This window comes from Occallatibacter sp. (assembly GCF_036502485.1).
Classification (GTDB): Bacteria; Acidobacteriota; Terriglobia; order Terriglobales; family Acidobacteriaceae; genus Telmatobacter.
In genome coordinates, this window is sequence record NZ_DASXYM010000110.1 from 14,707 (window position 1) to 40,340 (window position 25,634).

A 25,634-nucleotide genomic window follows, 5' to 3' on the forward strand; every position below is an offset into this window, starting at 1 on the left:
TGAATTATCCTTAAACAAACCAAGGAGTACATCTTCATTCAGCGCTGCTTCTAGCAAGTTTGCATCTCTGCGTGCGGGTCGGGAGAAAGATGAGCGGTTATAGCGGTAATAATCAGGTGGATTTGAAGGGGGGCGGCGATGAAGTCCTCGGTCTATTTGAATGCGGCTACAGATTGTCGGCTTCTGATGAGCCCCAACCCGCGTTAGATTACTTTGCTCAAGCGGTTGCACTTATTCCTGACAGTTCGGATATGTGGGAGCGCCTAGGTACCTGTTTTCGCGATACTGGCAACTTCGAACGTGCGGACCTCTGTTACCAGCGCGCCACCCAACTGGATGAGTCGAATTTCTTCGTGGCCTTTCATTGGGGGCTTTCGTGGATGGACAGAAGAAATGTGCAGGAAGCGCTACCTCTGTTTCGAAAGGCAGCGGACCTGAAACCAGAGAATGTGTTCGCGCACAAGCATCTTGCCGAGTGCTACAGGGTACTGAAAATGAGCCGCGAGTGGCAGGCAGAGATGAAGAAGGTCCTCGCGCTAGAGCCGTCGTTGTGGCACAAGTTGCCGGAGAGCTTCAAGCGCGCTCTTCAGGGAGCGATCTGAATGGCGGACCAGAATCTACGATTCGACATCGGCGAGTTCAGGCTTGATCTTCATGGAACCAGTATCGTAACGGCCGAGCAAGTTATCCTTCGGCGCATCGAAGAATGTTATAGATATGGTCTTCGGACCCTGAAAATCGTCTACGGCACGCCGGACGACTATGAGCACAGCATCGCCAGGGCCGCCCATGCTGTAGTCCGAAGCCACGATCTGGTAGCCCAGGAGATGCTTCCTCCGTACGTATTTCGAGATAAACCTCCGAAGAAGCTCGAAGGTGCGCTGATCGTCTACCTGCGGGAGAATCCCAACGCGCTGCGCGTTAACGGCGACACTACATTCGAGCCGTTCACGCCGAAGTACGAAGATGATGTGGCACGCCTGCTCCGCTGCCGCACTCCCTATACACCGTTGCGCCGCTCCTATCCCTTTGCTTGGGCGGCGACGGCTATCGGCCATCAGTGTACGCCGACGCACCTTAGCGAAATCGTTAAGCAGAAGCGAGTGGCGCCTGAGCTGATTCCTCCTGATTCGCTGAGTTGGGATGGCGTCTGCCTTGCTGCCCGCGCATACGCAGAGCTACGGAAGGCGCAGAAATCGAAGCATAGACATCTTGCGAGGGTTTCCGCGTTAACCGAATCCGGCCCGCCGGAGCCATCGGAGCCAGTGCAGCCCGCGCCCGCAGACCCGGCAGCCGAGCTTGCACGAGCGCGCCTCCTTATTCACGAAAGCCGTTACGAAGAGGCTGTGGAACTGCTCCAGCAACTCGAGGTTTCCGATCCGGGGCCCGAGATCCTGGCGGACATTCTCTACGAAGTAGGCAGGGCCTACATGGCTCTCCAACAGGACAAAGCTGAAACTGCGCTTCTGCGCGCCCTCGATCTCGCGGAGAGATTGGCAGTGAGGGGGCCGCGTCTGATCGCGATCCTGCAACGGCTCTGCGAATTCTACATCGCCTCAGGCGACATGGACGCACTTCACAATCTGTTGAAAAGGTACGAGTCGCTTGACACCGGTGAAAGCGGGGAAGAGACGCGCATGCATGGGGTTATCGCCATGGCGATGCTTGACTATAAGTCTGGCCAATACGCCTCTTCCCTTACGAACCTACGTCGATTCAGCTATGTCAAAGGGAAGGGCCCAATCAGCGCCTCGTTGAATGGCGTTCGATTCAACCTGATTGGACGCAATTACACTGCACTGGGCGATTTTTTAGCAGCTACAATAGCGTTCGAATGTGCGCTGAGACATGTCCGGTCCAACATGCGCGATTGCCGGATGCAGCTTCCGCCCGTTCTGCTTCAGCTAGGAATCTTGCAACGACAGATGGGCTTGCATGATCAGGCTCTCATCTCTTATCAAGAAGCGCGCAAAATCCTCGCTGAACAACAGGCATGCGACTCCCTGCTGTACGCTGACCTCGCCTCCAGTATTGGTGTAATTTTCCGCCATCAGGGGAAGCTGTCCTATGCAGAGTCCTCACTGGAGGAGGCGAGGCAAATCTACATCGATCAAGGCGCCGGTTCCACGCCTGATTACGCGAAGATTCTGGTGAACCTCGCCCGGCTGCGCGCAGACCAGTCACGTTACGATGTGGCGCTAGAGCTCCTCGACCAGGCGCGACAGATCATGTTGCTGAAGAATAGCGCCAATTTCGACGGTCTGGTTAGGCTGCTGCTCAGCGAGGCGGGCATCCATCTGGCGGCCGGGGAGAGTGATTTAGCTCAGATAGCCCTTGAGGAGGCACGCAATCTGGCCGCCCGCTCAGTCGGCATCGAATCATTGAGTTACGCCAAGGCGACGGATGATCTGGCGAAATTTTACGTCCTTCATGGCGAGCCATCGAAGGCTCAGCCGTTGTTGGAAGAGAGCGCGCAAATTTTTAAGGTGGTCAGGCAATTGGATTTGAGCGAGCTGATCAAGAAACAGTTCGCAGTTGAAGATTCACAGACCTGACGATCTGGCATAATCGTGCGATATGTCAGCTTGATTTCCGCCTGAGGAATCACAGCAAGCCTCGCTTGCGCGCCAACTTCCACCAGCTTGGCCGGTTTGCGCGTCGGATACTTGACCAGATCATCGCCCAACTCGGACGGCACACGCAATTCGCTGAAAATAAATCTGATACAAATCCCAGAGTGAGTTTTCCGCTATTGAAAGGCGCCAAGATTTAGAAGGAAACTCCGTGTGATCCTCGAGGTGTTTGTCACGCTGAATGGCGCCTTGGGTGATTCGCCGGAAATGTCCAGTCTTTGTAGGCCGAATCTTTGGCGCGGTAGAGACGGATGAGCTTCTCAATGTTGTTTGCATAACCGTAAGCAACGATGAATCTGTGCATGACGATTTCGCTCTCAATCTTTGAGACCCAATATCCAACATCCTCGATATCTGCGACCTGAAAAAGCCTCCTGTCGAGAGCACTGGCCACCAGAGAAAGCCATGATAGAAAGCCGTCGATAGACACTCGGTATATCTGGATACGCGGGTCCTCATCCATTTGGTCAATCTGCAACGAGGGGCTGAGGGCCTTCTCGAAGATCTGCCGATCATGAACGATTGTGGCTGCGTTGTCTGTGTTGTAGGGCCGCAGACTCTCTGGGACGATCAGTCTTCCACCATTCCAATCCAGACATCTCGTAGCAAAGAGCAATTCTGGGCTATTGTTGAAATCCTTCATGTAGCTGTTCGCAAGTTCAGCTCGCTTCCAGGAGACCGCCTTCTTCGAATTAAAGAGACCCACGCCTCCTCCCACGAGTCCAACAAAGGCACCGACGTAGGCTATCGCAGTTGCGGCATCGGTTGGCATGATGATGAACTATACAGCATCAGTCCTGCATTGGTTTCCACTTTTCTCTAGTCCGAATGTGTCAAGGAACTCGCGAAGCTTCATGCCTTCCTCGCGGATGCGGACATCCCTCGTGATAAGCGGATTGAAATACCGATTAGTCGGGTGTCTAAGTTTCGTATGAGCTATTTCCAAACGACGAACGTAAAGATACGCATCGTCGCCGAGAGCAACAATAGTGGAAGGGTCAACGATCTCGACCTGGCGCGCGAGGAATGCCCTGCATTCATCCTTGTAACCAGCAACGGATGGCATTGGTCCCAGCGCGCTCCCAGGCTTCAATCCCATCAAAGCATTGGTAAAAAAGCACCGCTCCGAGCAAAGTCCTGCCGCCTTCAACATGCCGCGTAGTCGTGACCAGAAGTGTCCGCTGACTTCTCCGCCATTGCTGAGCGAACGCTCGTAAGCGAGCTGGCTGTCGAAATTGTGCCCCACGAACATTATGGGGGATTCGGGAAACCCTTCAGGCATTTCGCCGAAGTTCTGCGAACCTCTCCAGAGACCTGCTCCTCCAGGAAAGAAGGCCGTGCCTTGAATGAGGCCTTCGACGGTCGAGTTTGTTCGTACGACCGTAGGATGGTAGCTGAGAACCGTGTCGTCCATCGCCTTAAGCAACTGGACGATTACCGCTTCCGCTTTTCTCTTGGGTTCCATCTGGTATCCGTTCCGGTTGGTTGCAAGCGAATCAATCGCAGCGTTCCGTAGGCGCTCTTTCGACACATTCCCACCCTACGTCTGGCTTCTATGAACCTGGTGGTCTGAATGGCTGTACAGCACGCTTTCGATGTGGTGGACTTCGACCGATGATAAATCGATTTGGAGCGTCGGCATCACCCCGTTGCCCTGATTACTTTTATGAGGAACTTCGGGCGCATGCGAATCGACTACCTCTGTCGCCTCTTCTTCAGGAGCCGTTCGCTCGAACACCCAGTATTCGGGCTCAAATCCATCTGATGTGTGGATTACCGTTTCGACAAAGATCTCAGTATCCTCCAACATTTTAAGTCTTTCAACCAGCGACGATTCATGAAACAACACGACATTGCTTTTCCCGTTCTTAGCTTGCGCTGACGGATACAAAATGCCATCCAATTCGGGATTCACTTGAGAGGCGAGATATTCGGCGATCACTTGCGTCGGCAGATATTCGAAGATCTCTGCGTCTGGCATCACAGGAGCGGTCATCTTCTGGCTCAAGCTTTGAAGAAAGTTAGCCTTTGCCATGTCGTATCGATGGTTTTCATCGAACAGGCTTCCGCTCGCGCTGACCTCGCTTAATGCCTCTAAGTCTAGGAGCGATATTGACCGAAGCAATTCGAACCTTGCAGTGACAACCCGGCTCCCAACGAAGGGCCTTACCTCGGCGAGGGCGACTTCTCGATCTGTGGCACCGCAGAAAGTCGATATCCCGCGCGCGTTCATTCGTCCTGCAGCCGCGAGAGCGGGAGGGGGTGGCCCAATTTCAAGGTCGGGGCGCTCCAGAGCACGGACGAGCTTTTTGTCGTCTTGAAAAACACGGGCTCTGAAGAGCGATGAAATGCTTGTCCCGGGGCCGGCACGCACGATGACGGGACGATTTCCGGCAGTAGTGGAGCGATGGATACCATTGAATAGTGTTAAAAGTGTCAAGGATGCGCGTTTACTGAAGTACCTAGATTTGGTCTTGAGGCTTTCCTCGAAAGAACGCCATTCTGAATGAAACTGCTCAGACTCCACCTTCTTGTGCGTGTAGCGGGATTCTGGAGAGAAATCTGACTCCTCGCCCATTTTCTCTTCTTCAAAATCGAAGTGCTTGTCCTCCAGCAGTTGTCTGACACCTTCGGCGACCTCCGGCTCGATCTGCCCAACTTCCTGCAAGAGCTCAACAATATCCTCTCCGGATCGCTCCCATTCATAGTCGCTTTCGCGGCTCATCGTGTATTCCATGTCTGTCGGTTGGTCATCTGTACGGACGAAATTCCGTTCGAACACCACGTCGAAGATGTCCGCAGCCTGATCAAGCGAAATCGTCTTTAGGTATTTGCGGCAAAATGAGCAGTTTGCCATGCTTTCCGCTTCTCTTTATCTTGGCTTTGAAAGTGTTCTCGCCTACACACCGATGACAGAGCCGCGAATCGCCGTTGGTGGCTTCATTCATTTCTCACCTTCGTTCCTTCGTGAGGGGGCTCAACAACCGTCGGCCCGTCAACAGATCAAATAGAGCATAGGCGTGTGCTGATCCTCCGGGTTGACGGCTTTGATAGAGCGCAGACGACGACGCATGTATAACCGCTCACACTCCACAACTTCTTCACATTATGGCAAAGGGGGGCGGATGAATTTGGAGAGAGAAGTTTCGGGTGGCCGAACGCCAAATCGATACCCCGACTTGGTTTGCGCAGAGGACGTACGATGGGCGACCGCAAATGCCCTATGGGCTAAGAACTTGGTTGGCCTGGTGGGTGGAAGTGCAATTGCACCTTCCCCGCTTAGACCGCTTTGACCTTGCACTTACCGCTTTTGGCGGCCAAGAATTCCGCTCGAATCTGAAAACCTGGCCAATTTATGCTATCAATCCATTTTTTTGGATATTTTGCAGGTGCTTAAATATAGGGCATTTAGCGTTGGCCACTTTTTGCTGAAGACGGCCAGGATTTGATCGTTTCGACAGTCTTGCGATTGGACGTTTGGCTTTGCAGCAAAGATGCAGAAGGTCCCGACCATGTTCCAAGCCGGGAAAAAGAGAAGTTGAATCAGAGATTCGCCGACGCCACCAGGCTGGCGAACGAAATCAGCTTCATGTTCGGCGCCATTCTCACGCCCAACAGGGCCTCCCGTTCGGTTTCGCGCGAAGTCAGCAGCCGCGTATGAGCGGCCGCCAGCTCGGCGTCATTGTAGCCGGGGTGAGTCACTAATTCGTAAATTCCATCGGGCGGCAGCGCGGAGAGCAGGGAAGCAACGGCCCGCTGGTCGAGTGTCCCCGTCGCCACCACTCCCACCGCCCCGTCCGTTGTGGTGAACCCCTCTTCGGCGACGATCCGGCAGAAGCGCGATTCCAGCGTTCGCAGCAGGCGCACCTGCAGGCGCCGCGCTACCGGAGCGCCGGGCGTCGCAGCGACGCTCCAAGCCCGCTCGAAGGGGTTGCGTACGGCACGAATGCCGCAAGACTTGGCCGCGCGCAGGACCGGCCGAAGCACGCGCGGAAACATGTGTGTGTGCTTGTGTGTGTCGACGTGTGTCAGCTCGAGTCCGGATTTCTGAAGCGACTGAATCTGCGCGCGCGCCTCCGCCTCAATCTCGGCATCGACAATCTTGCCGGACAGCAGCCGCCTCAGGAACGCCCCGAGCTTCGGATGGAATCGGCCGCTGCGTGAATCAGCCAGAGTAAGAAGCTGGGCCGCCGCTTGCATCGGCTCGCCGTCCACCAGCACCACATGACATCCCACGCCGAGCGTCGGCGTCGCCCTGGCAATCTCAATCGCCTCATCCGTCGCCGCGGCTCGCGCCATGAGCGTGGCGCTGGTCAGCACACCGGCTTTGTGCAGTTCGAGTACGGCGCGGTTCACGCCGGAGGTGAGGCCGAAGTCGTCTGCATTTACGATGAGGCGGATCACCCCCGAGTGTATCAAGGCAGCAAGCACGCAAACGCGTGTGCGTGGACCCGTGGACGCTCCTCCAGCGCCTTGCGCCGATGAATTTGACTATTCGTTTCGATCATGTTTGTGGCAGCATTGCAGAATTGGAATAACAACCATGGCCAACGAACCCTTCGACACGGGGAAGTTCCTCAAGACCTACTGGTGGGTGATTCTGCTGCTGGTGTTGCTCGCCGGGCTTACGGTGGTGTTTCGCACGCCGCTCGGTATTCAGCTGGATCAGAAGACGATTCTCGTGCTTTCTGGCGCAGCAGTGGCCATCGCACGAGAATATGCACTGCTATTATGGATTGAGGCCTGATCAGGCCCTTCCCACAATGTGGGCGGATAGCTCAGTTGGTTAGAGCGCCTGCCTTACAAGCAGGATGTCGGGGGTTCGAGTCCCTCTCTGCCCACCAGCACCTGCACTGCAGCTAGCTGCGGATTCGGCGCGGTTCATCAGCCCTTCCCGCCGCGTTTGCTGCCACTTGCATCTTATTCTTTTATGGCAAGTGAAAGATGCGGGGGCGTGTTCTACCGCATAATCTGTGTTTTCGTCCTGTTGGCTGCTTCGACTACCGGATTTGCGTACTCTCTGCTCACCCACGAACAGCTCATCGACCTCACCTGGGACGACTCCATCGTTCCGCTATTGCTCAGCCGCTTTCCCGATCTCACACCGGCCCAGCTCGATGAGGCACGTTCCTATGCTTATGGCGGATGCGTCATTCAGGACATCGGTTATTACCCGCTCGGCGAGGCTTCTCTCTCCAATCTCACCCACTACGTTCGATCCGGCGACTTCGTGATGGCCTTGTTCCGCAACGCCCACACTGCCGACGAACTGGCGTTTGCCATAGGTGCCCTCTCGCACTACGTTGGCGACTCGATCGGCCACCCGCTCGCGACCAACCTCGGCGTTCCTATTGCTTTTCCCAAACTGCGCACAGAATACGGGAAGAGCGTGAATTACTCTCAGGGCAAGGTTCAGCATGTCGAGGTCGAATTCGCCTTTGACGTGGACGAGAACACGCACAATCGTACAGCTCCGCTCAAATATCTCCAGCACATCGGGATGAACGTCTCCATGCACCAACTGGGGTTGGCCTACTACCAGACCTATGGCGTGTCAGAAGACTTCGACGGCACCCGCAAGCGTCGCGTCAATGAGGACGCCTACCGCTTCGCGGTGCGGTCCTTCGTGCCGCACATCGCCACTGCCGTAGGCATCCTGCACAGGAAGCACATGACCCCCGACGTCGACACGCCTGAGGCTCATGCCCTGCGCAGCGAAATCACAGCCATGGGCGTCGCCAATAACTGGGCGACATACCGCCGGCCGCCGAATTTCGGAGAGCACCTGCTCGCCGGAATCATCTTCATCATGCCGCGCTTCGGTCCCTTCCGGCTTTGCGCGATCAAGGGCCCAAGCCCCCGGGCCGAAGCCGATTACGTGCACAGCGTTGCTTTGTCTGTTGCCGCCATGCGCCGCATGCTCGCCCGGTTTACACCACCGGACAAGCGCAAGGCCCTGCCTCCGCTTCCGCCCGATGCCCGCGACGCGCAAAGGCCCTCCGCGGAACTGGGAACGAGCGCCCGTGCCCGCGCAGTAAGCCAGACACGCTCCGATCCCCGCCATCCGTTGCCCAACCGTGACCTCGACACCGGCGACGTAGTCAAGCCCGGCGGCTACCCACTCACCGACAATACTTACGCGTACCTGCTGCATACCCTCACCAGCCAGCCCACGGTGCCCATCCCCCAGGGGATCAAAGAGGATATCCTCGCTTACTATTCCGACCTCGACGCTCCCATCGCGACCAAGAAGCATCCCGACCAGTGGAAGCGCGTGCTCGCCGATCTCGGAACTCTCAAGGGCATGCCGACGAGCCCATTCCCTGAGCCATATCAAACCTACGAAGAAGGTGTCACGGGTCAGGAGTAAGTTGCCTGAATGCTTCTGCCCTGCGGCGCGGAGGGCGTCTGTCACCCCCGCGCCATTCGAAACCGCGCCCTCCCTCGAACCTATATACTGAAAGTCGCGCATGACGGAACGCATTCTCGCCTTATTAGTCCAGTTTGTCACCCATGTCATTGAAGCCGGCGGTTACGCCGGTATTGTTGCGCTCATGGGCATTGAGTCGGCCTGCATTCCGCTGCCGTCTGAAATCATCATGCCCTTCGCAGGCTATCTGGTTTGGAAGGGCACCTTCACACTCCTGGCAGTTGCCACGGCCGGCGCCATCGGCTGCAATCTGGGCTCGCTGGTGGCTTATTGGATCGGCGCCCTCGGTGGGCGGCCCCTCGTGGAGCGCTACGGTCGCTGGGTCCTCATGAGTCAACACGATCTCGATCGGATGACTCATTATTTCGATAAATACGGCTCGATTACCGTGCTCGTCGGACGGCTGCTGCCGGTGGTTCGCACCTTCGTCGCGTTTCCCGCCGGGATCGCCCGCATGGGACAGCTTCGTTTTCACATCTACACCTTCATGGGTTCGTGGCCTTGGTGTCTCGGCCTGGCCTATGCGGGCATGAAGCTCGGGGAAAAATGGAATGATCCGAATTCCAGCTTCCATGAGCAGTTTCATCGTTTTCACACCGTGATCGAGATCCTGGTGGCGCTCGGCATTGTGTGGTTCGTGTGGTCGCACCTGCGTCGCCGCAGCCAGGCGGACACAATCTAGCCGCTGAATCAAGCCTGTTGCGCGGCGTACACTTGAATTTCGCGTTCAGTTTGCCGGGGCTGTTCTGCCTGTCCCGCAGGAAGCAAAGGAAGGATTGGGAGAATCATGTCGACAGAAGCACAAGGCGGCTCTAAGACCGCCTCGAAGGTAGCGCCTGCCAAAGGCAAGCTGGGAGTGATGGTCGTCGGCCTCGGCGCCGTCGCCACCACCATGATCGCCGGTGTTGAAGCCGTCCGCCGCGGACTCGCCAAGCCCATCGGTTCGCTCACGCAGATGGGCACCATCCGTCTGGGCAAGCGGACAGACAACAAATCCCCGCTCATCAAGGATTTTGTTCCCCTCGCCGACATCAATGATGTCGTCTTTACCGGCTGGGATATTTTCGAGGACAACGTCTACGAGAGCGCCGCGCACGCCAAGGTGCTCGACAAGGAGACGATCGAGCAGCTCAAGCCTTATCTCGAGGCCATCAAGCCTCTGCCTGCGGTCTTCGATCAGTACTATGTAAAGCGCCTGCACGGCACGCACGTCAAGAAGGGCAAGAACAAGATGGATCTGGCCAACCAGGTCCGTGAAGACATTCGCAACTTCCGCAAGACCGTCGACCGCGTCGTCATGATTTGGTGCGGATCGACCGAGATCTTCCTCGAGCCTACCGCCGTTCACGCCACCGTCGAGGCCTTCGAGACGGGCCTGGAGAACGACGACATCGGCATCGCGCCCTCGCAGATCTACGCTTATGCCGCGCTGACGGAGGGTGTGCCCTTTGCCAACGGCGCGCCCAATCTCACCGTCGACGTGCCGGCAATGATCGAGCTCTCCAAGGCGAACAAGGCCCCCATCTGTGGAAAGGACTTCAAGACCGGGCAGACTTTCATGAAGACCGTCCTCGCGCCGGCCTTCAAGGCTCGCCTGCTCGGCGTCTCCGGCTGGTACTCCACCAATATCCTCGGTAACCGCGACGGCGAAGTTCTCGACGATCCCGAGTCGTTCAAGACCAAGGAAGAGTCGAAGCTCGGCTCCCTCGAATACATCTTCCAGCCCGAGCTCTACCCGGACCTCTACAAAAACATCTTCCACAAGGTCCGCATCAACTACTACCCGCCCCGCGGCGATAACAAGGAAGGCTGGGACAACATTGACATCTTCGGATGGCTCGGTTATCCCATGCAGATCAAGGTGGACTTCCTCTGCCGCGACTCCATCCTTGCGGCGCCTATCGCGCTTGACCTGGTCATGTTCCTCGATCTCGCCCAGCGCACGCCGGAGCTGCGCAACATCGGTATCCAGGAGTGGCTGAGCTTCTACCTCAAGAGCCCCCAGACGCGCGAGGGCCTGTACCCCGAGCACGATCTCTTCATTCAGCTCATGAAGCTCAAGAACACCCTGCGCCACATCCAGGGCGCCGAGCTCATCACTCACCTGGGCTTGGAATACTACGACTGATTCTCATGGGTGCCCCCGGTCTCGATTCTGAGACTTGGGAACTCACTTACAGTTCCCACGAGTCAAGCCCCATCCTCAGGATGGGGCTTCGCTCTTCTTGCCTGCTTCCAGGTCAGGGGCTCACATACCCGTGACCGAACGGTCGCTCAACAGCTTCAGGGCCCTCCCCCCCACGATCAGCTTGTCCTCAACCTCCAGAACATCCACGAACGGGTCTTCAATATTCTCTGTGTCGATAATCTGGTGCCATGCATTGCCGCTCGGCGACTCCGGCAGCGTGAACTCCACGCCCTGATCCGCCGCGTTCACCAGCAAAAGGAAGCTGTCATCGATCAACCAGTCGCCGTCTTCGTTCGTCACCTGAAGCGTCCTGCCGTTCAGCATCAATGAAATCGCGCGCGCCCAGCACGAGTTCCAGTCCTCGTCACTGACCTCGTTGCCATCGGGGTTAAACCAGGCCACATCCTTGATGACCCGTACCAGAGCGCCGTTGCCGCGCTTGCGGATCTCGCGGTCCTGGAAAAACTTCCTCCTGTGCAGGTTAGGGTGGTCCAGCCGCAGCCGGATCAGCTTGCGGGTGAATTCGCGCAGCCGCTTGCGGGGCTCATCCAGATCCCAGTCGAACCAGCTCAGCTCGGTGTCCTGGCAGAAGCCGTTGTTGTTGCCCATCTGCGAGCGCGCAACCTCGTCGCCGCCGGTCAGCATGGGAACTCCCTGGCTCAACATCAAAGTGGTCAGAAAGTTCCGCATCTGCCGCTCTCGCAGCCGGTTGATCTGCTCATCCTCAGTCGGACCTTCCGCTCCCATATTCCATGAGTCGTTACTGTCCGAGCCGTCCCGGTTGTTCTCGCCGTTGGCCTCGTTGTGTTTGTTGTTGTAACTCACCAGATCGGCCAGCGTGAACCCGTCATGCGCCGTGATGAAGTTGATGCTCGCGTACGGCTTGCGCCCGTCAAACTGGTACAGGTCGCTCGATCCTGTCAGACGGTAAGCAAAGTCGCTCAGCATGCTGCCGTCGCCTTTCCAGAAGCGCCGCACCGTGTCGCGATACTTGCCGTTCCACTCTGCCCACAGCACCGGGAAATTGCCCACCTGGTAGCCGCCGTCGCCCACGTCCCACGGCTCGGCAATCAGCTTCACCTGCTCCAGCACCGGATCCTGATGAATGGTGTCGAAGAACGAGCTCAGGCGGCTCACCGCATGCAGCTCACGCGCCAGCGTGGAGGCGAGATCGAATCGGAACCCGTCCACGTGCATCTCCGTGCGCCAGTACCGCAGCGAATCCATAATCATCTTCAGCACCTGAGGATTGCGCACGTTCAGCGTGTTGCCGGTGCCGGTGTAATCCATGTAGAACTGCGGGTCGTTTTCAACCAGCCGGTAGTAGGTGGTGTTGCACACGCCCTTCCAGCTCAGCATTGGCCCCTGGTGATTGCCCTCGCAGGTGTGGTTGTACACCACGTCCAGAATCACTTCGATTCCTGCCGCGTGCAGCGCTTTCACCATCTCTTTGAACTCGCGTACCTGTCCGCCCTGATCCCCTGACGAGCTGTATCGCGACATCGGCGCGAAGAATCCCAGCGTGTTGTAGCCCCAGTAATTGCGCATCCCCTTGTCAACCAGAAATCCGTCATCGACAAAGTGATGAATGGGTAGCAGCTCTACCGCCGTCACTCCCAGCCGCTGCAGATAGTCGACGCTGGACTCGTGCGCCAGTCCCGCGTATGTCCCCCGCAGTTCCTCGGGAACGCTCGGGTTTCTCATGGAAAACCCGCGCACGTGCATCTCGTAAATCACTGAATCCGCCAGCGGAATGTCCAGCGGCTGGTCGCCATCCCAGTCGAAAGTCCCATCCACCACCACCGACTTGGGCACAGAGTCGGCGTCGTTCTCCTCGCTCATGCGGTTCGTGTCGCCCGACTTCACGTCGTAACCGAACACCGGCCCCTTCCAGTTCACGTCGCCGCAGATGGCCTTGGCGTATGGATCCACCATCAGCTTATGGAAGTTGAAGCGCAGCCCCTGGTGCGGGTCCCACGGCCCGTCCACCCGAAAGCCATAGATCTGCCCCGGCTTGATGCCGTTCACAAATCCGTGAAATACGTGCGCGGTCTTTTCTCGAAGTGTGATGCAGTCGGTCTGGGTCCCGTCGGGATCAAAGAAGCAGACGTCCACCCGCGTCGCGGCGTCGGAATAGAGTGCAAAGTTGGTCCCTCTTCTGGATGGGGTCGCACCGAGAGGGTATGGCTTACCAGGCAGCAACGTTCGGCTCATACTGAACTACGATGCAAGGTTTGAAGAAGCTCGTTGTTTTGCTTGCTTTTCAATAAATTGCACTCATGTACGTGCAATTTCACTTCAGCTCAAAAGCCGTCTGCTGAATCCGCCAGCACCACGGAGGTTTCCACCTGCCGCTCCGGAATCTTCCAGTACTTCCGCAGCAGGCGCTCCTTCTCTTCGTGGCTCACGATGTGGAACCCATGACGCTCATAAAACCGGATTGCCCAGGTCGCGTCCGCCCACGTTCCGATAAGAAGTGGGCCCCTCGCCAGCGCGCGCAGTTCCCGCAGCATCCTGCTTCCAATGCCTTCCCGCTGCCGCTCGCTCCGCACGTAAGCATGCCGGACCAGGGTCACGTCCTGCACATCCTGCAATCCCATTACCGCCGCGACGCCGCGCGCATCTTCGTATGCCCAGAACCGCACTCCATCGGAGATCTCAGACTGCAGTTCCTCGCGCGTCATATAAGGGTCGTGAAGTCGATCAGGTGGGATTGAGCCGCGATACGCTACCGCACCATCGTTGACCACGCTCCAGATGGACTCAAACTCGCCCTCGGTGCATGGACGAATCGCGTTGCTATCAACCACACCCATGGCCGTCTGACCCTCTTTCCCCGCCTCTCACGCCGCCACGGCCGCCGCCAGTCTCCGCACCGTCAGAACCGTAATATCGTCCTCCTGCCCAAAAGCCTTTGCCGCATCGGCGATATAAAACGCCGACTGGTTGCTCAGATTGTGCACGCGATCGAAGCCAAACAACTCGCCGCCCGACCTGCGCGCTTCCACCACGCCATCGGACATCAGCAGCAGCCGGTCTCCGGGATGCAGATACAGCCGCACCTCGTCGTAGTTCACCGTCTCCAATACGCCCAGCGGCAATCCACCCGGAAGGTTTACTTCCTGCGTGTTCAGGTAAGGCGGCAGGTGACCCGCATTGGCGATCACCACTTCACCATTGGGAGCAAACCATATCGCCTGGCAGGTCGTGATGCCGTCGCTGCCCACCAGCACCCGGTTCAGCGAATCCAGAATCCGTGCCGGGCTGCGTTCCTGGCTGCGCCGCAGCGCGCCCATCACCATTGACACATTCATCGCGGCCCTGAGCCCCTTGCCCGCCACATCGCCAATCACCACCACCAGGCCGCCATCCATGGTCGGTTCGACATGGTAGAAATCGCCGCCAACCTCGGCCGCGGGGTTGTAAATCGAGTCCACCTGGAATCCCGGCGTCTTCAGCATCTGCGGGATCAGCAGCTCCTGCACGCTACGCGCCGCGGCCAGTTCGCTCGACGCCCTTTCCCGGTCGCGCTGAATGCGAAGGAAACGGAAGAAGATGATCACCACAATCGCCAGCAGCCCGATGAAATCCGCTACTGTCGCGAAGTGAATCGGCACTGGCCCCAGTTGCATGGTCAGCGGCGACTGATAGCTGTGCCCCGTCCAGTCCGCCATGCTGGTCGAGAACACCGGCTCCAGGATGCCCACAAACTCCAGCACCAGAGGAAACAGCAGCAGTCCTGCTTCAAAATTCCGCCGCGCCGTTGCCGCAATCAGCGTGATCACGCTGAACAACAGCCACGCGCCAATCCAGAACACACTCCCAATGCCGCTGGCTATAAAGATGACCACGAACGCCGTGCTTCGCTCCACCAGCAGCAGCGAGGGCCCCACCACCACCAGGATCGGGGCGGTGTAGCGCATCAGCCGGATAATCCAGCGCTTCCGCTTGTTCTCCCACCTGTGTTTCAGGTCCAGGAACGAAATCAAAAACTCAAAATAGAGATACGCCGAGAGCAGCACCGCCTGCAGCGTAATCGCCCCGTAGCGGATCAGGTCGATATGCGCGGAACTGCCGCCCAATTCGAAAAAGGCAATCGGCGCCTGGGTCAGCTCATGCATTCCGAGCCAGAGATACTCGGTGTGCCCCTTCTGCGTGAAATAAAGCGCCAGCAGAAACAGGCCCAGCACCACCAGCAGAATGGAAGTGACCAGCCGCGGAAGCCTCTCGAACAAGCTGTGGTTCGTCCACAGCTCAAGCTGCTCCGTTAAATCATTGGGAGCCCCCAGGTGGAAGGTACGGTTGGCGAAGAACGCCGTGTACGTCCCATACCCCACCGGAACATAGAGAGTCCGTACCACCAGCACCAGGGACGTCTGAGAGGGCGGCACATCCAGGTTGTAGACGCGTGAGATGGACTGATAGCGCTCCGGATGGTCGTTGTGCGGACCGTCGGGCTTGATCAGCTTGCCATTCGCATAGATGTCCGGCGTCAGGCTCTCCGCCCCGATGCTCACATTGGTGGTGTGCGAGACCGGCAGCTCGACCAGTAACGCCAGCGGGCCGTGATTGGGCTGAAGCTTGATGTGTATCCGGAACCAGACCCACGGCCGCTGGTGGTCGGGGCCGCGCCCCTTTTGATTGAAATCCGGGTCCGCCGTATCGTCGCGCGGTTTGCCATCGCCCGGCCTGCCGTCTCCGGGTTTGCTTTCCTCCGTCTTGGTGCTGCCCGGCGGGGGCGGCGGAGGGATTGGCGGCCGGTCCTCATCGGGAACATCCGCGATCGCATCCTTGGCGTCACGCACCACCCAGGTCGAGTCATCAAAGTCCGGATTGGCAGCATTTGGGCTGGAAGTGATCCCGACCCGCCAGGCCTTGTCCAACACGACTGGCGAACCCACCGAGGTCGCGTCGATGAGCACTTCCGGCGTAGCCGCCATTTTCGCGGGAGCCGGCTCGGAGTGACCGTGCGGCCTTAGAAGTCCTGCCAGGGGATGAGGCGGACGCGGTCCGGGCGGCTGTGCCGGGCCCATCAGGCCTCCGCACACGGCTACCACGGCCAATATTGCTAATCCTCGGCGCACGCATCCCCCCGTCTTTGCCCGTGGTCTCCACTTTAATGCACAAGCATGCCAGCTCCAAGCCGCCATCTATAGGAAAACTCTTGCAGTTGCGACACACCACTCCCTGCTCCCTATTCCCTGCACCCTCGTCTCTGTTCCGAATAATTCTTCCTTGTGGCTGCCAAACAGGCACATACTAGCGTCTAACGTTTCGAGCGAAGCGGGATAATAGATCCGTATACGGAGGTGAGGTTATGTCGACTGGTCATGGTACGCTGAGGTCCGCAACTTGGGCGGGTACGGTTGCAGGCCTCGCGCTTGCGTTGACCACTGCCACGTGGTCCCAGTCCACCACCCCGTCCTCGACCCCGGCTCCCTCGGATCCGCAGGCGACCACCCAGCAACAGCCCGCCAGCACGCAACAGCCTGCAAATACTCAGCAGCAGCCAGCTGACACCCAGCCTGCGAGCACGCAGCAGCCTGCGAGCACGCAGCAGCAGCCCACCGCCGACAAGCCCGCTCCCGGCACCCAACCCGTTGCCGGCGACGTCGCCGCACCGCCGCCCGATACCAAGGCCGACAAGAAGGATAAGCACGGCAAAAAGGGCAAGCACGACAAAGACGATGCCGCCAACGACAAGACCTCCGACGAAAACGTCAAGGTAGATCCTGAAAAGGTAGTCGAAGTCGGCAGCCAGAAGCAGAACGTCAAGACCGGCAGCAAAGAAGACGTGAACGCCGTGGGAAACCGCGACATCGGCGGCCGCGGCATGGGCAACTGGTACTCCACTGACTCTGAAATCAAGATGGGCAAGGGCTACGCCTCGGAGATCGAAAAGAGCACCAAGTTCATCACCGACCCCGAGATCACCGAATACGTCAACCGCGTGGGCCAGAACATCGTCAAAAACTCCGACTGCAAGGTCCCGTTCACCATCAAGATCATCGACTCCGACGAGATCAACGCCATGGCGTTGCCCGGCGGCTTCTTCTACGTCAATTCCGGCCTCATCCTGAACGCCGATGAGGAAGCGGAGATGGCGGGCGTGATGGCCCACGAGGTGGCTCACGTCTGCGCCCATCATGCGGCGCGCGAGATGACCCGCATGAACTACACCCAGCTCGGCATGATCCCGCTCATCATGATGACCGGCTACAGCTGGACCGGCTACGGCATCTATGAGGCCGCCCAGCTCGCCATCCCGATCACCTTCCTCAAGTTCAGCCGCGACTTCGAGTCCGAAGCCGACTACCTCGGCGTGCAGTACATGTACCGCGCCGGCTACGATCCCCAGGCCTTCATCAGCTTCTTTGAAAAAGTGCAGGCTCTCGAGAAACGTAAGCCTGGCCTGGTCGCCAAGGCATTCTCTGACCATCCGCAGACGCCCGACCGCATCCTTCACTCCCAGGAGGAGATCGCCCGAATCCTGCCTGCCAAGGATGAGTACACCGTCACGACCTCCGAGTTCGAGGACGTCAAGGCTCGCCTGGCCCGCATCGAGAACAAGCGTCGCCTGACCGATACCAAGGACAAGAACAAGCCATCCCTCCGCCGCGCCAGCACCGGGAACGATCCCAACGCGCAGGGCGGCGACAATGGCGACGACCGTCCCACCCTGCACCGCCGCGACGACCAGCAGCAACAGTAGCTATCGGTCCTCCCACAACAGGCGGGCGAGCCCATCCGGGCTCGCCCGTTTTGCATGCCCGCATGTCTCATCCACCCAGAACCTCCCGTGGCCATCTCCGCGACTCTTTTCTGCCGCCAAGGTGCGAACCACGAGCCCCCACCCGCCGGACCGTCCCCACGGCCAAACTTTCGCCTTGTGCCCGATTTTCCCACAGGGTACTCTGTTTCCAGAGACCTCCTGAAAACTCCGTGTGGCCGCCTCACCAGGCCGTCACCGTCCTTCCTCCCGAGCAGCTTTCGGCAGGGGTCGAGGACTGGGAATAGCTATGAAAAAAATTGCGATGTTTGCAGCTGTCTTCGTTTTCATCCTGCTGCTTACCAAAATTGCCAACCAGGTTCCGCCGGAACCTCCACCCGGCACTGCCTTCTCTCTGAAAGCGCAGAAAGTGATCCAGTGCAATGCCACGGAAATTACCCTGGTAGACGGCCGCGAGAAGGCCACCCACCTGGTCAAAGACGATAGCTGGCCCGACTGTGCCGCCTTCCAGAAAGACATGGTCCTCGACTTCTATCTGTCCCGCGGCGACAGGACCCGGTTCCTCTCCAGTGAGCAGACCGTCTGGTGGCGTAAAGCCCTGTAGAAATACTCCCATCGCTGCGGCGATGATCGACATAGATGAGGCTGACCGCCCCGCCCTACGCGTTACTCTGATCGAACCGGGACGCAGTTCTATCGGCCAGCCGGCTGTCGCTCCGCGGCATGCATGCGATCATCGATTTAGAAGGCGGGCGCGTAATCGGAAGGAGCACTGGATGGCGGCACTCACAGGAAAATCGGCATTGGTGACTGGCGGATCCCGGGGAATCGGCGCGGCTATTGCAAAACGGCTTGCGCAAGATGGTGCGGACGTCGCAATTACCTACAGTGCCTCACCGGAACGGGCGCAGCAACTGGTGGATGAAATTGCAAAGGCGGGTGGCAAGGCTCTCGCAATCAAGGCCGATGCCGCGGACCAGGCCGCGGTCCGCGCTGCCGTGCAGCAGGCCGCCACGGAGTTCGGCAAGCTCGACATCCTGGTGAACAACGCGGGAGTGCTCGCCTTGGGCTCGATCACCGACTTCCTGCCAGACGATTTTGAGAAAGCGCTCTCGGTCAATGTGCGAAGTGTCTTCACCGCAATTCATGAGGTCGTGAAGCACATGCCGGACGGCGGACGCATCATCACCATCGGCTCCGTGAACAGCGAAAGAATGCCGTTCCAGGGCGGATCTGTCTACGCGCTCACCAAGGGAGCTGTGGCCAGCTTTACCAAAGGCTTGGCACGCGACTTGGGCACCCGAAACATTACCGTCAACAACATTCAGCCCGGACCGGTAGATACCGAGGCCAATCCGGCCAGCGGACCGTTCGCAGACACCATGCTCGGCCTCATGGCTCTGAAGCGTTATGGGCACGCCGACGAAATTGCCGCCATGGCCGCATACCTCGCCGGCCCTGAGGCTGGATACATCACGGGCGCTTCTCTCCTGATCGACGGCGGATTCGCAGCCTGATTCTGCCATGACCGGTCTGCCACGGATACCGGTCCTTCCCCGCAGCATGTTCAGTCCCACCGATAAGCTGCTTGAACTATGAAGGCTTTCGCACCGCGGCCCTCAAGCCCCGGCCCTGCACGGGCGCCCAGCGCCTGCAGGCGCCGGGTGCCCGTGCCGTGTCAGTAATTGAACCGCACTGCCGGAAGGCTCGGGGTGCCCCTCCCACCGAACTCCATCCAGCTTCCACGGGTCCAGTCCCAGCGCCTCCAGGTCGTGGGCGCCACCTGCAGCGTTCCCACTTCGCTATACACCGCCTTCGCCTTGAATGCGGGATTCGACAGCAGCAGCATGACGTCGCGCGCAAAGGCGGCAACCCCGGCCAGTTGGGGGGCCGCATTCTGCCCGCACCATAAGCGGTAACCACCCTAAGTCTTGCGTCTGCAGCACATCACCAACCCAACCAGTTGCGCCCGGCCAAGGTACCGTCACCATCGTCACCCCGCCCGTTTGCCGAAATACCGGAAAACCCTTGAACTCCCGGTAAAACCGCGATATATACAAGAACACCGGCAAATCCGCCGGAACATCCTGCTCACTTCGGAGGCTCTCATGCGCTCAGTCCGGTCAAACCTTCTCGTCCCCGAGGTGAGGGAAGTCATGGATATCCGCCAGGCTTCGGATTACCTGGGCATCTCGCCCGACACCCTCTACAAATACGCCTCGGAGGGTTTCGTGCCCGCCTTCAAGCTGGGTAACCGCTGGCGCTTCAAGCGCAGCCGTCTCGACGAGTGGATGGACCGCCAGTCTGAAATCCAGTCCGGCAACGTCGAAGTCCACCCCGAAGACAAAAAGCCCCCCAAAGCGGCGATGTAGGGCCTCGCCCCGCGCATCGAGGTAACGGACCCCAACCGGGGCCTTGTCGGGGGCCTGCGGAAGGCCTCGAAAATTGAAGAGCTCTCGGTCAGAGTACGGCTTCTATTGCCGCTCGGATTGGCGTCAAAGACGAGCTTTGCAACAAGGGCACGACTTCAGTCGGGCCGCTAACTCGCTCATTTTTTGCGGTGTATGGGCTTTAGCCCCTGCCGCATTCCGCATGTCCGAAAAGCATCGTCCGCAGTTCCCCGGTCTATTGGCCGTGCCGATAAGCTGCTCAAATATTAAGGGCTTCCGCCCCCGAGGGCACCTTTCCAGGCACTTTTCACTTCTCCCATGGCCTTGTCCGACGCCCGATTGACGCTCTTTTCTCCGCGCGATAACCTGCCCAGCCCGTCAATCGGCTAGGCTCTATAGAGAATGCGGCAAGCATGCACGCGCTGCAATTCACCGGTCCATACACCAATGACACTCGCCTCCATGCAAGATTTCGAATCCGGCCTGTTCACGCAAATCGGCGATGACATCATCGCTGACCTCGCCCGCGCCGGCTATTTCGCGCGCCTTGATGACCAACTCTGTCCAGCCGACACCGCCCCGCCGCTCGCCCCCTGCGAACATTCCTTTGCCGCCTCCATCCAGGTGCTCCGCGAACTCCCTGTCGATCTCTACGACATTGAGCGAATTCTTAATTTCTTCCGCACCCACGGCGCCGCTTGTGACTGCGAGGTGCTCACCCTCTTCGCCCCGGCGAGCCGCTTCCGCACCACCCGCCGTTCCACCTGGCCGCAAACCGCCGGCGACTGACAAAAACCGCTCTTCCGGGCACCCCGCATCCAAGTGCTTGAAGGAGGGCCATCCATTGCCAATTCAAACCGACGGATCGGCAGCCGATCACATGGTCGTTCGCGCCACCGGCAAACTCACCAAAGAGGACATCATCCAGTTCAGCAAAGACTTCGACCTCTTCGTGACGGATCGCGGCAGGCTCCGCGTCCTCTTCGATGTCACCGAACTCGAGGGCTGGGGTTCCGGTGCCGCACTCTGGCAGGAAGTCAAATTCGACTTCAAGCACCTCTCCAACATCGATCGCCTCGCCACCGTGGGAGCGAAGAAATGGCAGCTGGCCTTGGAGACCGCCATAAAGCCCTTCGCACACCCCACCATGCGCGACTTTGGGGCAAGCGATATGCAGGCCGCACACGACTGGCTCGTCAGTAAGTGAGTTCGCCCCGCGCCGCAATCACAGCGTTCCGTTCATCCAGCTGCGGTCCGGACTCGAACTGATCTCTTCGAACTCCTCTTTGCAGTCCAGACACAATAGCCGGCGCCGCACATGCCCGATTCCCGTCACATCCAGAACGCGGTGCCCGTTATGCGGTTCCGGCCCGATGTCTTCGACATGCATCTCGACATTCGTCATTCAGCACCTCCCAATCGCTGCTCCTTCCATCTAAACCGCCGCGACGTAAAAACGGCATGAGCCCCGTCCCACTTCGCGAATGCCCCCTGATCACCTCACCCCCTGCCCACCTCACCCCCTGCCCACTTGTCCACCCGCCCACAGGTGGACTCCCTCGCCCCCCATCCCTGCCTTCTGATAAAACTATCCAAGTGGACCACTTACGTCGCATCGGCGCCCTACGCCGCAAGCTGACTCGGGCCGGACTCTCGGGCCTGCTGGTTACGCATCTCCCTGACCTTCGCTATCTCTGCGGATTCACGGGCTCCAGCGCCGCACTGGCCGTCACCCGCCGCGCCGCGCGCATGTTCACTGACGGTCGCTACATCGCCCAAGCCAGTGAGGAAGTCCAGGGAGCCGGCGTCGAAATCGTTTCCCGCTCGCCCGCCGTCGCCGCCGTGGAATGGCTCGGCTCGCAACTCGGCCCACCCACCGAAGATCAGTTCGCCGGCTTCGATCCCGTGCACACCACCCTCGCCGATCTACAGCGTTGGAAAGGCGCGCTGCCCGCCAAACTGCGCCGCAATCTCCTCACCCCCATCGCCGCGCCGCTCGTCGAACCGCTCCGCCTCGTCAAAGATGAAGACGAGCTCAACATCCTGCGCGAGGCCGCTCTGCGCGGCTGCCGCCTTTTCGATCACATCCTCGGCTACCTGCGCCCCGGCCTGCGCGAAATCGAAGTCGCGGCCGAACTCGAACACCAGGCCCGTCTCATGGGCGCCCAAGGCATGTCGTTTGACACCATCGTCGCCTCCGGCAAGCGCTCCGCCCTGCCCCACGGCCATGCCACTGAGTCGCGCCTGCCCAAACGCGGATTCCTGACCCTCGACTTCGGTATAATCCACGATGGCTACTGCTCGGATATGACGCGTACCGTGTACTTTGGCAGCCCACGCCCCGAGGAGCGCAGCGCCTATCAGGCAGTGTTGGAGGCACAGGAGGCGGCCGTTGCGGCCGTTACCGCCGGCGCGGCCTGCGGCGATGTAGATGAAGCCGCGCGCAGCGTCCTCCGCAACGCGGAACTCGCCGACGCTTTTACCCACTCCACCGGCCATGGCGTGGGACTTGAGATTCACGAGGCGCCGAGGGTCGGCGCCAATCAGACCACCCGCCTGCAAGCCGGTATGGTGGTCACCATCGAACCGGGCATTTATCTGGAGGGCCGGTTCGGCGTACGCATTGAGGATATGGTGGCCGTAACGCGCAACGGAGGCGAAGTCCTCACCCCCGCGCCCAAAGCCCTCATCGAACTTTGATTGCGTCTTCTCCTTCCGCCCTGGGCGGGAAAGCTAAGGAACGAATGAAACCTGAAGATATCGATGACCTCAAGCAACTGGTCGAGTTTCTCAAAGAGAACCAGGTAGCCGAATTCGAACTGGACCAGGGCGACCAGAAGATTCGCCTCAAGTTCAAGCAGCCCGAGGCCCCCGCCGTCGCCCACGTCCTCGCTGCCGGCGCTCCCGCCATGATGGCCGCCGCACCGCCTGTTCAGGTTGCGGCCCCGGCACCGCCTCCCCCGCCCCCTGCCGATCCTGACGCTGGCCTGCACATGATCAAATCGCCCATCGTCGGCACCTACTACGGCTCACCCTCGCCCGGCGCTTCTGCCTTCGTCGCGCCCGGCGATCGCGTCGAAAAGGGTCAGGTCGTCTGCATCGTCGAAGCCATGAAGCTCATGAATGAGATCGAGTCTGACGCTTCCGGCGAAATCGTCAAAGTCTTCGTGTCCAACGGCCAACCCATCGAATTCGGCCAACCGCTCTTCGCGGTGAGAACGACATAACAGCGAAACGGCAAGTTAGCGAGTTCGCCGGTTGGCAGATGCCAGGATGATTTGATCCGCGTAGCGAAGCTGGATTGCGAACCCGCTAACTCGCTAGCCCGCTAATTGCTGACTCGCTAACTTGCTGACCCGCCGCCGGCTAAAGGAATCGAATGTTTCGAAAGGTACTCATCGCCAATCGCGGCGAAATCGCACTTCGCGTCATCAACGCCTGCAAGGAAATCGGCGTTCGCACCGTTGCCATCTACTCTGAAGCCGATCGCAACTCGCTGCACGTCCGCTTTGCCGACGAAGCCATCTGCATCGGACCGCCGCGCCCCGCCGATAGCTACCTCAACGTGCCGGCTGTCATCTCCGCCGCCGAAATCGCCGACGTCGACGCCATCCATCCCGGCTACGGCCTGCTCAGCGAGAACGCCAACTTCGCCGAGGTCTGCCGCGCGTCCAACATCAAGTTCATCGGCCCCCCGCCTGAGGTCACCCGCCTCATGGGAGAAAAAGAAAAGGCGCGTCAGGCCATGAAGAAGGCGCGCGTGCCCATCCTGCCCGGCTCTGACGGCATCGTCGCCGATGAGGACGACGCGCTGCACTGGGCAAGAAAAGTCGGCTTCCCCGTCATTCTCAAAGCCAAGGCCGGCGGCGGCGGACGCGGCATGCGCATCGTGCGCACGCCCGAAGAGCTGCCCAACCTCTATCACTCCGCATCGACGGAAGCCGCCAACGCTTTCGGCAACGGCGAGCTCTATATGGAAAAATTCATCGAGCGCCCCCGCCACATCGAGTTCCAGGTGCTCGCCGACGAACACGGCAACGTCGCCACTCTCTTTGAGCGCGAGTGCTCCATCCAGCGCCGCCACCAAAAGCTCATTGAAGAAGCGCCCTCCCTCAAAGTCACACCCAAAATTCGCGAAGAGATCGACAAGACCCTGCGCCGCTGCCTCACCGAGATCGGGTATCAAAACGCAGGCACAGTCGAGTTCCTCATGGACGAAGACGGCCAGATCTACTTCATTGAGATGAACACCCGCATCCAGGTCGAGCACCCCGTCACTGAAGCCATCACCGGCATCGATCTGGTCAAGGCGCAGTTGCTCATCGCCAGCGGCGAAAAGCTCTCCAACATCCTGCCTACGAAACTCGAAATGCGCGGCCACGCCATCGAGTGCCGCATCAACGCCGAGAACCCGGTCAAGTTCACCCCATCGGCCGGCAAGATCACCGCGTTCAATGTGCCCGGCTTCAACGGCGTCCGCGTTGACACCGCGCAATACAGCGAAGGCGTCGTGCCGCCCTACTATGACTCGCTCATCGCCAAGCTCATAGTGCACGCCAATACGCGCGCTGAAGCCATCGCCAAAATGGAGCGCGCCCTAAGCCAGTTCGTGGTGCAGGGTATCGAAACCAGCATCCCGCTCCACCAGGAGATCTTCCAGAACGAAGACTTCCGCAACGGCGACTTCGACACCAAATTCATGGAGCGCTTTTTAGCCGCTCGCAACAGCTAACGCAACCGCGAACCACCCAGGAACTGTTTGCTCAACCCACAACCGTGTCATCCTGACCCTGAGGAACACCAAAGGGGAAAGACCCGCTGTTCCTTTCACAGCCGAGCCATGGCTCACCGCGTCTCATGTTCGCGAATGCGTCCACACCCCTACATCTTTCGTGTACTTCAAACAGCCCGCGCGACGTGTCATTCTCTAGCTCAACTTACAAATGCATCTTAGGGGAAGGTTGGAACGATTATGCCCTTTGAACCAGAGCAACTCGAACTTCTTAAACGTCGCGCAGAAGAAGATTACCGCCTCGACATCGCCGCTATCGAGCGCCTGCAGCGCCGCTTCCGCGCGCTGACGGCCAGCCCCGCCACGACAAGCCATGCCTCCACCTCATCGGTCTCCGCCACCGAAACCACGGACACGCAGTCCACGCATGCATCCGCCTCGCGGGAAGACGAAACCACGGGCTTCCGGCGGCCGATGTTCAGCTCGCAAGTCAGGTAATCAGAGTCTCGCCGGCCCATCCTGAACGCCGTC

At 59.1% G+C, this 25,634-nt stretch carries 25 protein-coding genes and 1 tRNA gene; 17 read left to right on the plus strand and 9 right to left on the minus strand.

Translation table 11 applies throughout. The features are described 5' to 3' along the window. Positions 1 to 89 precede the first annotated feature (89 nt). Together VGL22_RS14595 and VGL22_RS14600 are read left to right on the plus strand one after the other, a co-directional pair. Positions 90 to 602, plus strand: coding sequence for a tetratricopeptide repeat protein (locus VGL22_RS14595; protein WP_465267670.1), 513 nt, complete (start codon positions 90 to 92; stop codon positions 600 to 602). After that, the gene (locus tag VGL22_RS14600) at positions 603 to 2,555 is read left to right on the plus strand and encodes a tetratricopeptide repeat protein (protein WP_465267671.1); all 1,953 of its coding nucleotides are present in this window, start codon (positions 603 to 605) and stop codon (positions 2,553 to 2,555) included. A gap of 250 nt (positions 2,556 to 2,805) precedes the next feature. On the opposite strand, the gene VGL22_RS14605 is transcribed toward VGL22_RS14600, so the two are convergent. From VGL22_RS14605 to VGL22_RS14620, 4 genes are all read right to left on the minus strand, one after another. Beyond that, complete coding sequence (locus VGL22_RS14605; protein ID WP_465267672.1) at positions 2,806 to 3,405, minus strand: hypothetical protein; 600 nt, start codon at positions 3,403 to 3,405, stop codon at positions 2,806 to 2,808. A 9-nt stretch (positions 3,406 to 3,414) separates the two neighbouring features. Continuing rightward, positions 3,415 to 4,098 (minus strand): uracil-DNA glycosylase family protein, encoded by a 684-nt coding sequence (locus VGL22_RS14610; RefSeq protein WP_465267673.1) that lies wholly within the window; start codon positions 4,096 to 4,098, stop codon positions 3,415 to 3,417. 75 nt (positions 4,099 to 4,173) lie between these two features. Further along, on the minus strand, positions 4,174 to 5,490 hold the full coding sequence (locus VGL22_RS14615) for an RES family NAD+ phosphorylase (RefSeq protein WP_465267674.1): 1,317 nt from the start codon (positions 5,488 to 5,490) through the stop codon (positions 4,174 to 4,176). A gap of 686 nt (positions 5,491 to 6,176) precedes the next feature. Continuing rightward, complete coding sequence (locus VGL22_RS14620; RefSeq protein ID WP_465267675.1) at positions 6,177 to 7,037, minus strand: ChbG/HpnK family deacetylase; 861 nt, start codon at positions 7,035 to 7,037, stop codon at positions 6,177 to 6,179. Between the two features lie 139 nt (positions 7,038 to 7,176). On the opposite strand from VGL22_RS14620, the gene VGL22_RS14625 reads away from it, so the two are divergent. From VGL22_RS14625 to VGL22_RS14645, 5 genes are all read left to right on the plus strand, one after another. Beyond that, positions 7,177 to 7,380 (plus strand): hypothetical protein, encoded by a 204-nt coding sequence (locus tag VGL22_RS14625; RefSeq protein WP_465267676.1) that lies wholly within the window; start codon positions 7,177 to 7,179, stop codon positions 7,378 to 7,380. A gap of 20 nt (positions 7,381 to 7,400) precedes the next feature. After that, a tRNA-Val gene (locus VGL22_RS14630) sits at positions 7,401 to 7,477 on the plus strand. 110 nt (positions 7,478 to 7,587) lie between these two features. After that, entirely contained in the window at positions 7,588 to 9,003 is a 1,416-nt protein-coding gene (locus VGL22_RS14635) for a zinc dependent phospholipase C family protein (protein WP_465267677.1), read from the plus strand. Positions 9,004 to 9,103: 100 nt separating this feature from the next. After that, positions 9,104 to 9,745 carry a DedA family protein gene (locus VGL22_RS14640; protein ID WP_465267678.1) on the plus strand — a complete coding sequence of 214 codons (642 nt, stop codon included), beginning with the start codon at positions 9,104 to 9,106 and terminating at the stop codon, positions 9,743 to 9,745. Positions 9,746 to 9,850: 105 nt separating this feature from the next. Continuing rightward, on the plus strand, positions 9,851 to 11,191 hold the full coding sequence (locus tag VGL22_RS14645; protein WP_465267679.1) for an inositol-3-phosphate synthase: 1,341 nt from the start codon (positions 9,851 to 9,853) through the stop codon (positions 11,189 to 11,191). Positions 11,192 to 11,311: 120 nt separating this feature from the next. On the opposite strand, the gene glgX is transcribed toward VGL22_RS14645, so the two are convergent. From glgX to VGL22_RS14660, 3 genes are all read right to left on the minus strand, one after another. Further along, the gene (gene glgX, locus VGL22_RS14650; protein ID WP_465267680.1) at positions 11,312 to 13,465 is read right to left on the minus strand and encodes a glycogen debranching protein GlgX; all 2,154 of its coding nucleotides are present in this window, start codon (positions 13,463 to 13,465) and stop codon (positions 11,312 to 11,314) included. An 89-nt stretch (positions 13,466 to 13,554) separates the two neighbouring features. Beyond that, on the minus strand, positions 13,555 to 14,067 hold the full coding sequence (locus VGL22_RS14655) for a GNAT family N-acetyltransferase (protein WP_465267681.1): 513 nt from the start codon (positions 14,065 to 14,067) through the stop codon (positions 13,555 to 13,557). A gap of 27 nt (positions 14,068 to 14,094) precedes the next feature. Continuing rightward, positions 14,095 to 16,191, minus strand: coding sequence for a PP2C family protein-serine/threonine phosphatase (locus tag VGL22_RS14660; RefSeq protein WP_465267682.1), 2,097 nt, complete (start codon positions 16,189 to 16,191; stop codon positions 14,095 to 14,097). A gap of 377 nt (positions 16,192 to 16,568) precedes the next feature. Here VGL22_RS14660 and VGL22_RS14665 point away from each other — a divergent pair, with 377 nt between their 5' ends. From VGL22_RS14665 to VGL22_RS14675, 3 genes are all read left to right on the plus strand, one after another. Continuing rightward, entirely contained in the window at positions 16,569 to 17,963 is a 1,395-nt protein-coding gene (locus tag VGL22_RS14665; protein WP_465267683.1) for a M48 family metallopeptidase, read from the plus strand. A 307-nt stretch (positions 17,964 to 18,270) separates the two neighbouring features. Beyond that, complete coding sequence (locus VGL22_RS14670) at positions 18,271 to 18,585, plus strand: hypothetical protein (RefSeq protein WP_465267684.1); 315 nt, start codon at positions 18,271 to 18,273, stop codon at positions 18,583 to 18,585. A 172-nt stretch (positions 18,586 to 18,757) separates the two neighbouring features. Continuing rightward, a complete protein-coding gene (locus tag VGL22_RS14675) occupies positions 18,758 to 19,498 on the plus strand; it encodes a 3-oxoacyl-ACP reductase family protein (RefSeq protein WP_465267685.1) in 741 nt (246 codons plus the stop codon). 161 nt (positions 19,499 to 19,659) lie between these two features. On the opposite strand, the gene VGL22_RS14680 is transcribed toward VGL22_RS14675, so the two are convergent. Beyond that, a complete protein-coding gene (locus tag VGL22_RS14680) occupies positions 19,660 to 19,830 on the minus strand; it encodes a hypothetical protein (RefSeq protein ID WP_465267686.1) in 171 nt (56 codons plus the stop codon). Between the two features lie 259 nt (positions 19,831 to 20,089). Here VGL22_RS14680 and VGL22_RS14685 point away from each other — a divergent pair, with 259 nt between their 5' ends. The 3 genes from VGL22_RS14685 to VGL22_RS14695 all read left to right on the plus strand — a co-directional run bounded on the left by VGL22_RS14685 (position 20,090) and on the right by VGL22_RS14695 (position 21,578). After that, entirely contained in the window at positions 20,090 to 20,353 is a 264-nt protein-coding gene (locus tag VGL22_RS14685; RefSeq protein ID WP_465267687.1) for a helix-turn-helix domain-containing protein, read from the plus strand. A gap of 480 nt (positions 20,354 to 20,833) precedes the next feature. Further along, positions 20,834 to 21,160, plus strand: a complete 327-nt coding sequence (locus VGL22_RS14690) for a DUF2695 domain-containing protein (RefSeq protein ID WP_465267688.1) — start codon at positions 20,834 to 20,836, stop codon at positions 21,158 to 21,160. A 55-nt stretch (positions 21,161 to 21,215) separates the two neighbouring features. Beyond that, positions 21,216 to 21,578, plus strand: coding sequence for a SpoIIAA family protein (locus VGL22_RS14695; protein WP_465267689.1), 363 nt, complete (start codon positions 21,216 to 21,218; stop codon positions 21,576 to 21,578). 18 nt (positions 21,579 to 21,596) lie between these two features. On the opposite strand, the gene VGL22_RS14700 is transcribed toward VGL22_RS14695, so the two are convergent. After that, positions 21,597 to 21,776, minus strand: a complete 180-nt coding sequence (locus tag VGL22_RS14700; protein WP_465267690.1) for a hypothetical protein — start codon at positions 21,774 to 21,776, stop codon at positions 21,597 to 21,599. Between the two features lie 191 nt (positions 21,777 to 21,967). On the opposite strand from VGL22_RS14700, the gene VGL22_RS14705 reads away from it, so the two are divergent. The 4 genes from VGL22_RS14705 (at position 21,968) to VGL22_RS14720 (ending at position 25,601) form a co-directional block, all read left to right on the plus strand. Next, positions 21,968 to 23,071 (plus strand): M24 family metallopeptidase, encoded by a 1,104-nt coding sequence (locus tag VGL22_RS14705; protein ID WP_465267691.1) that lies wholly within the window; start codon positions 21,968 to 21,970, stop codon positions 23,069 to 23,071. Positions 23,072 to 23,115: 44 nt separating this feature from the next. Continuing rightward, on the plus strand, positions 23,116 to 23,598 hold the full coding sequence (gene accB, locus VGL22_RS14710; protein WP_465267692.1) for an acetyl-CoA carboxylase biotin carboxyl carrier protein: 483 nt from the start codon (positions 23,116 to 23,118) through the stop codon (positions 23,596 to 23,598). Positions 23,599 to 23,750: 152 nt separating this feature from the next. After that, positions 23,751 to 25,103 (plus strand): acetyl-CoA carboxylase biotin carboxylase subunit, encoded by a 1,353-nt coding sequence (gene accC, locus VGL22_RS14715; protein ID WP_465267693.1) that lies wholly within the window; start codon positions 23,751 to 23,753, stop codon positions 25,101 to 25,103. Positions 25,104 to 25,343: 240 nt separating this feature from the next. Continuing rightward, the gene (locus tag VGL22_RS14720; RefSeq protein WP_465267694.1) at positions 25,344 to 25,601 is read left to right on the plus strand and encodes a hypothetical protein; all 258 of its coding nucleotides are present in this window, start codon (positions 25,344 to 25,346) and stop codon (positions 25,599 to 25,601) included. The last annotated feature ends 33 nt before the right edge of the window (positions 25,602 to 25,634 follow it).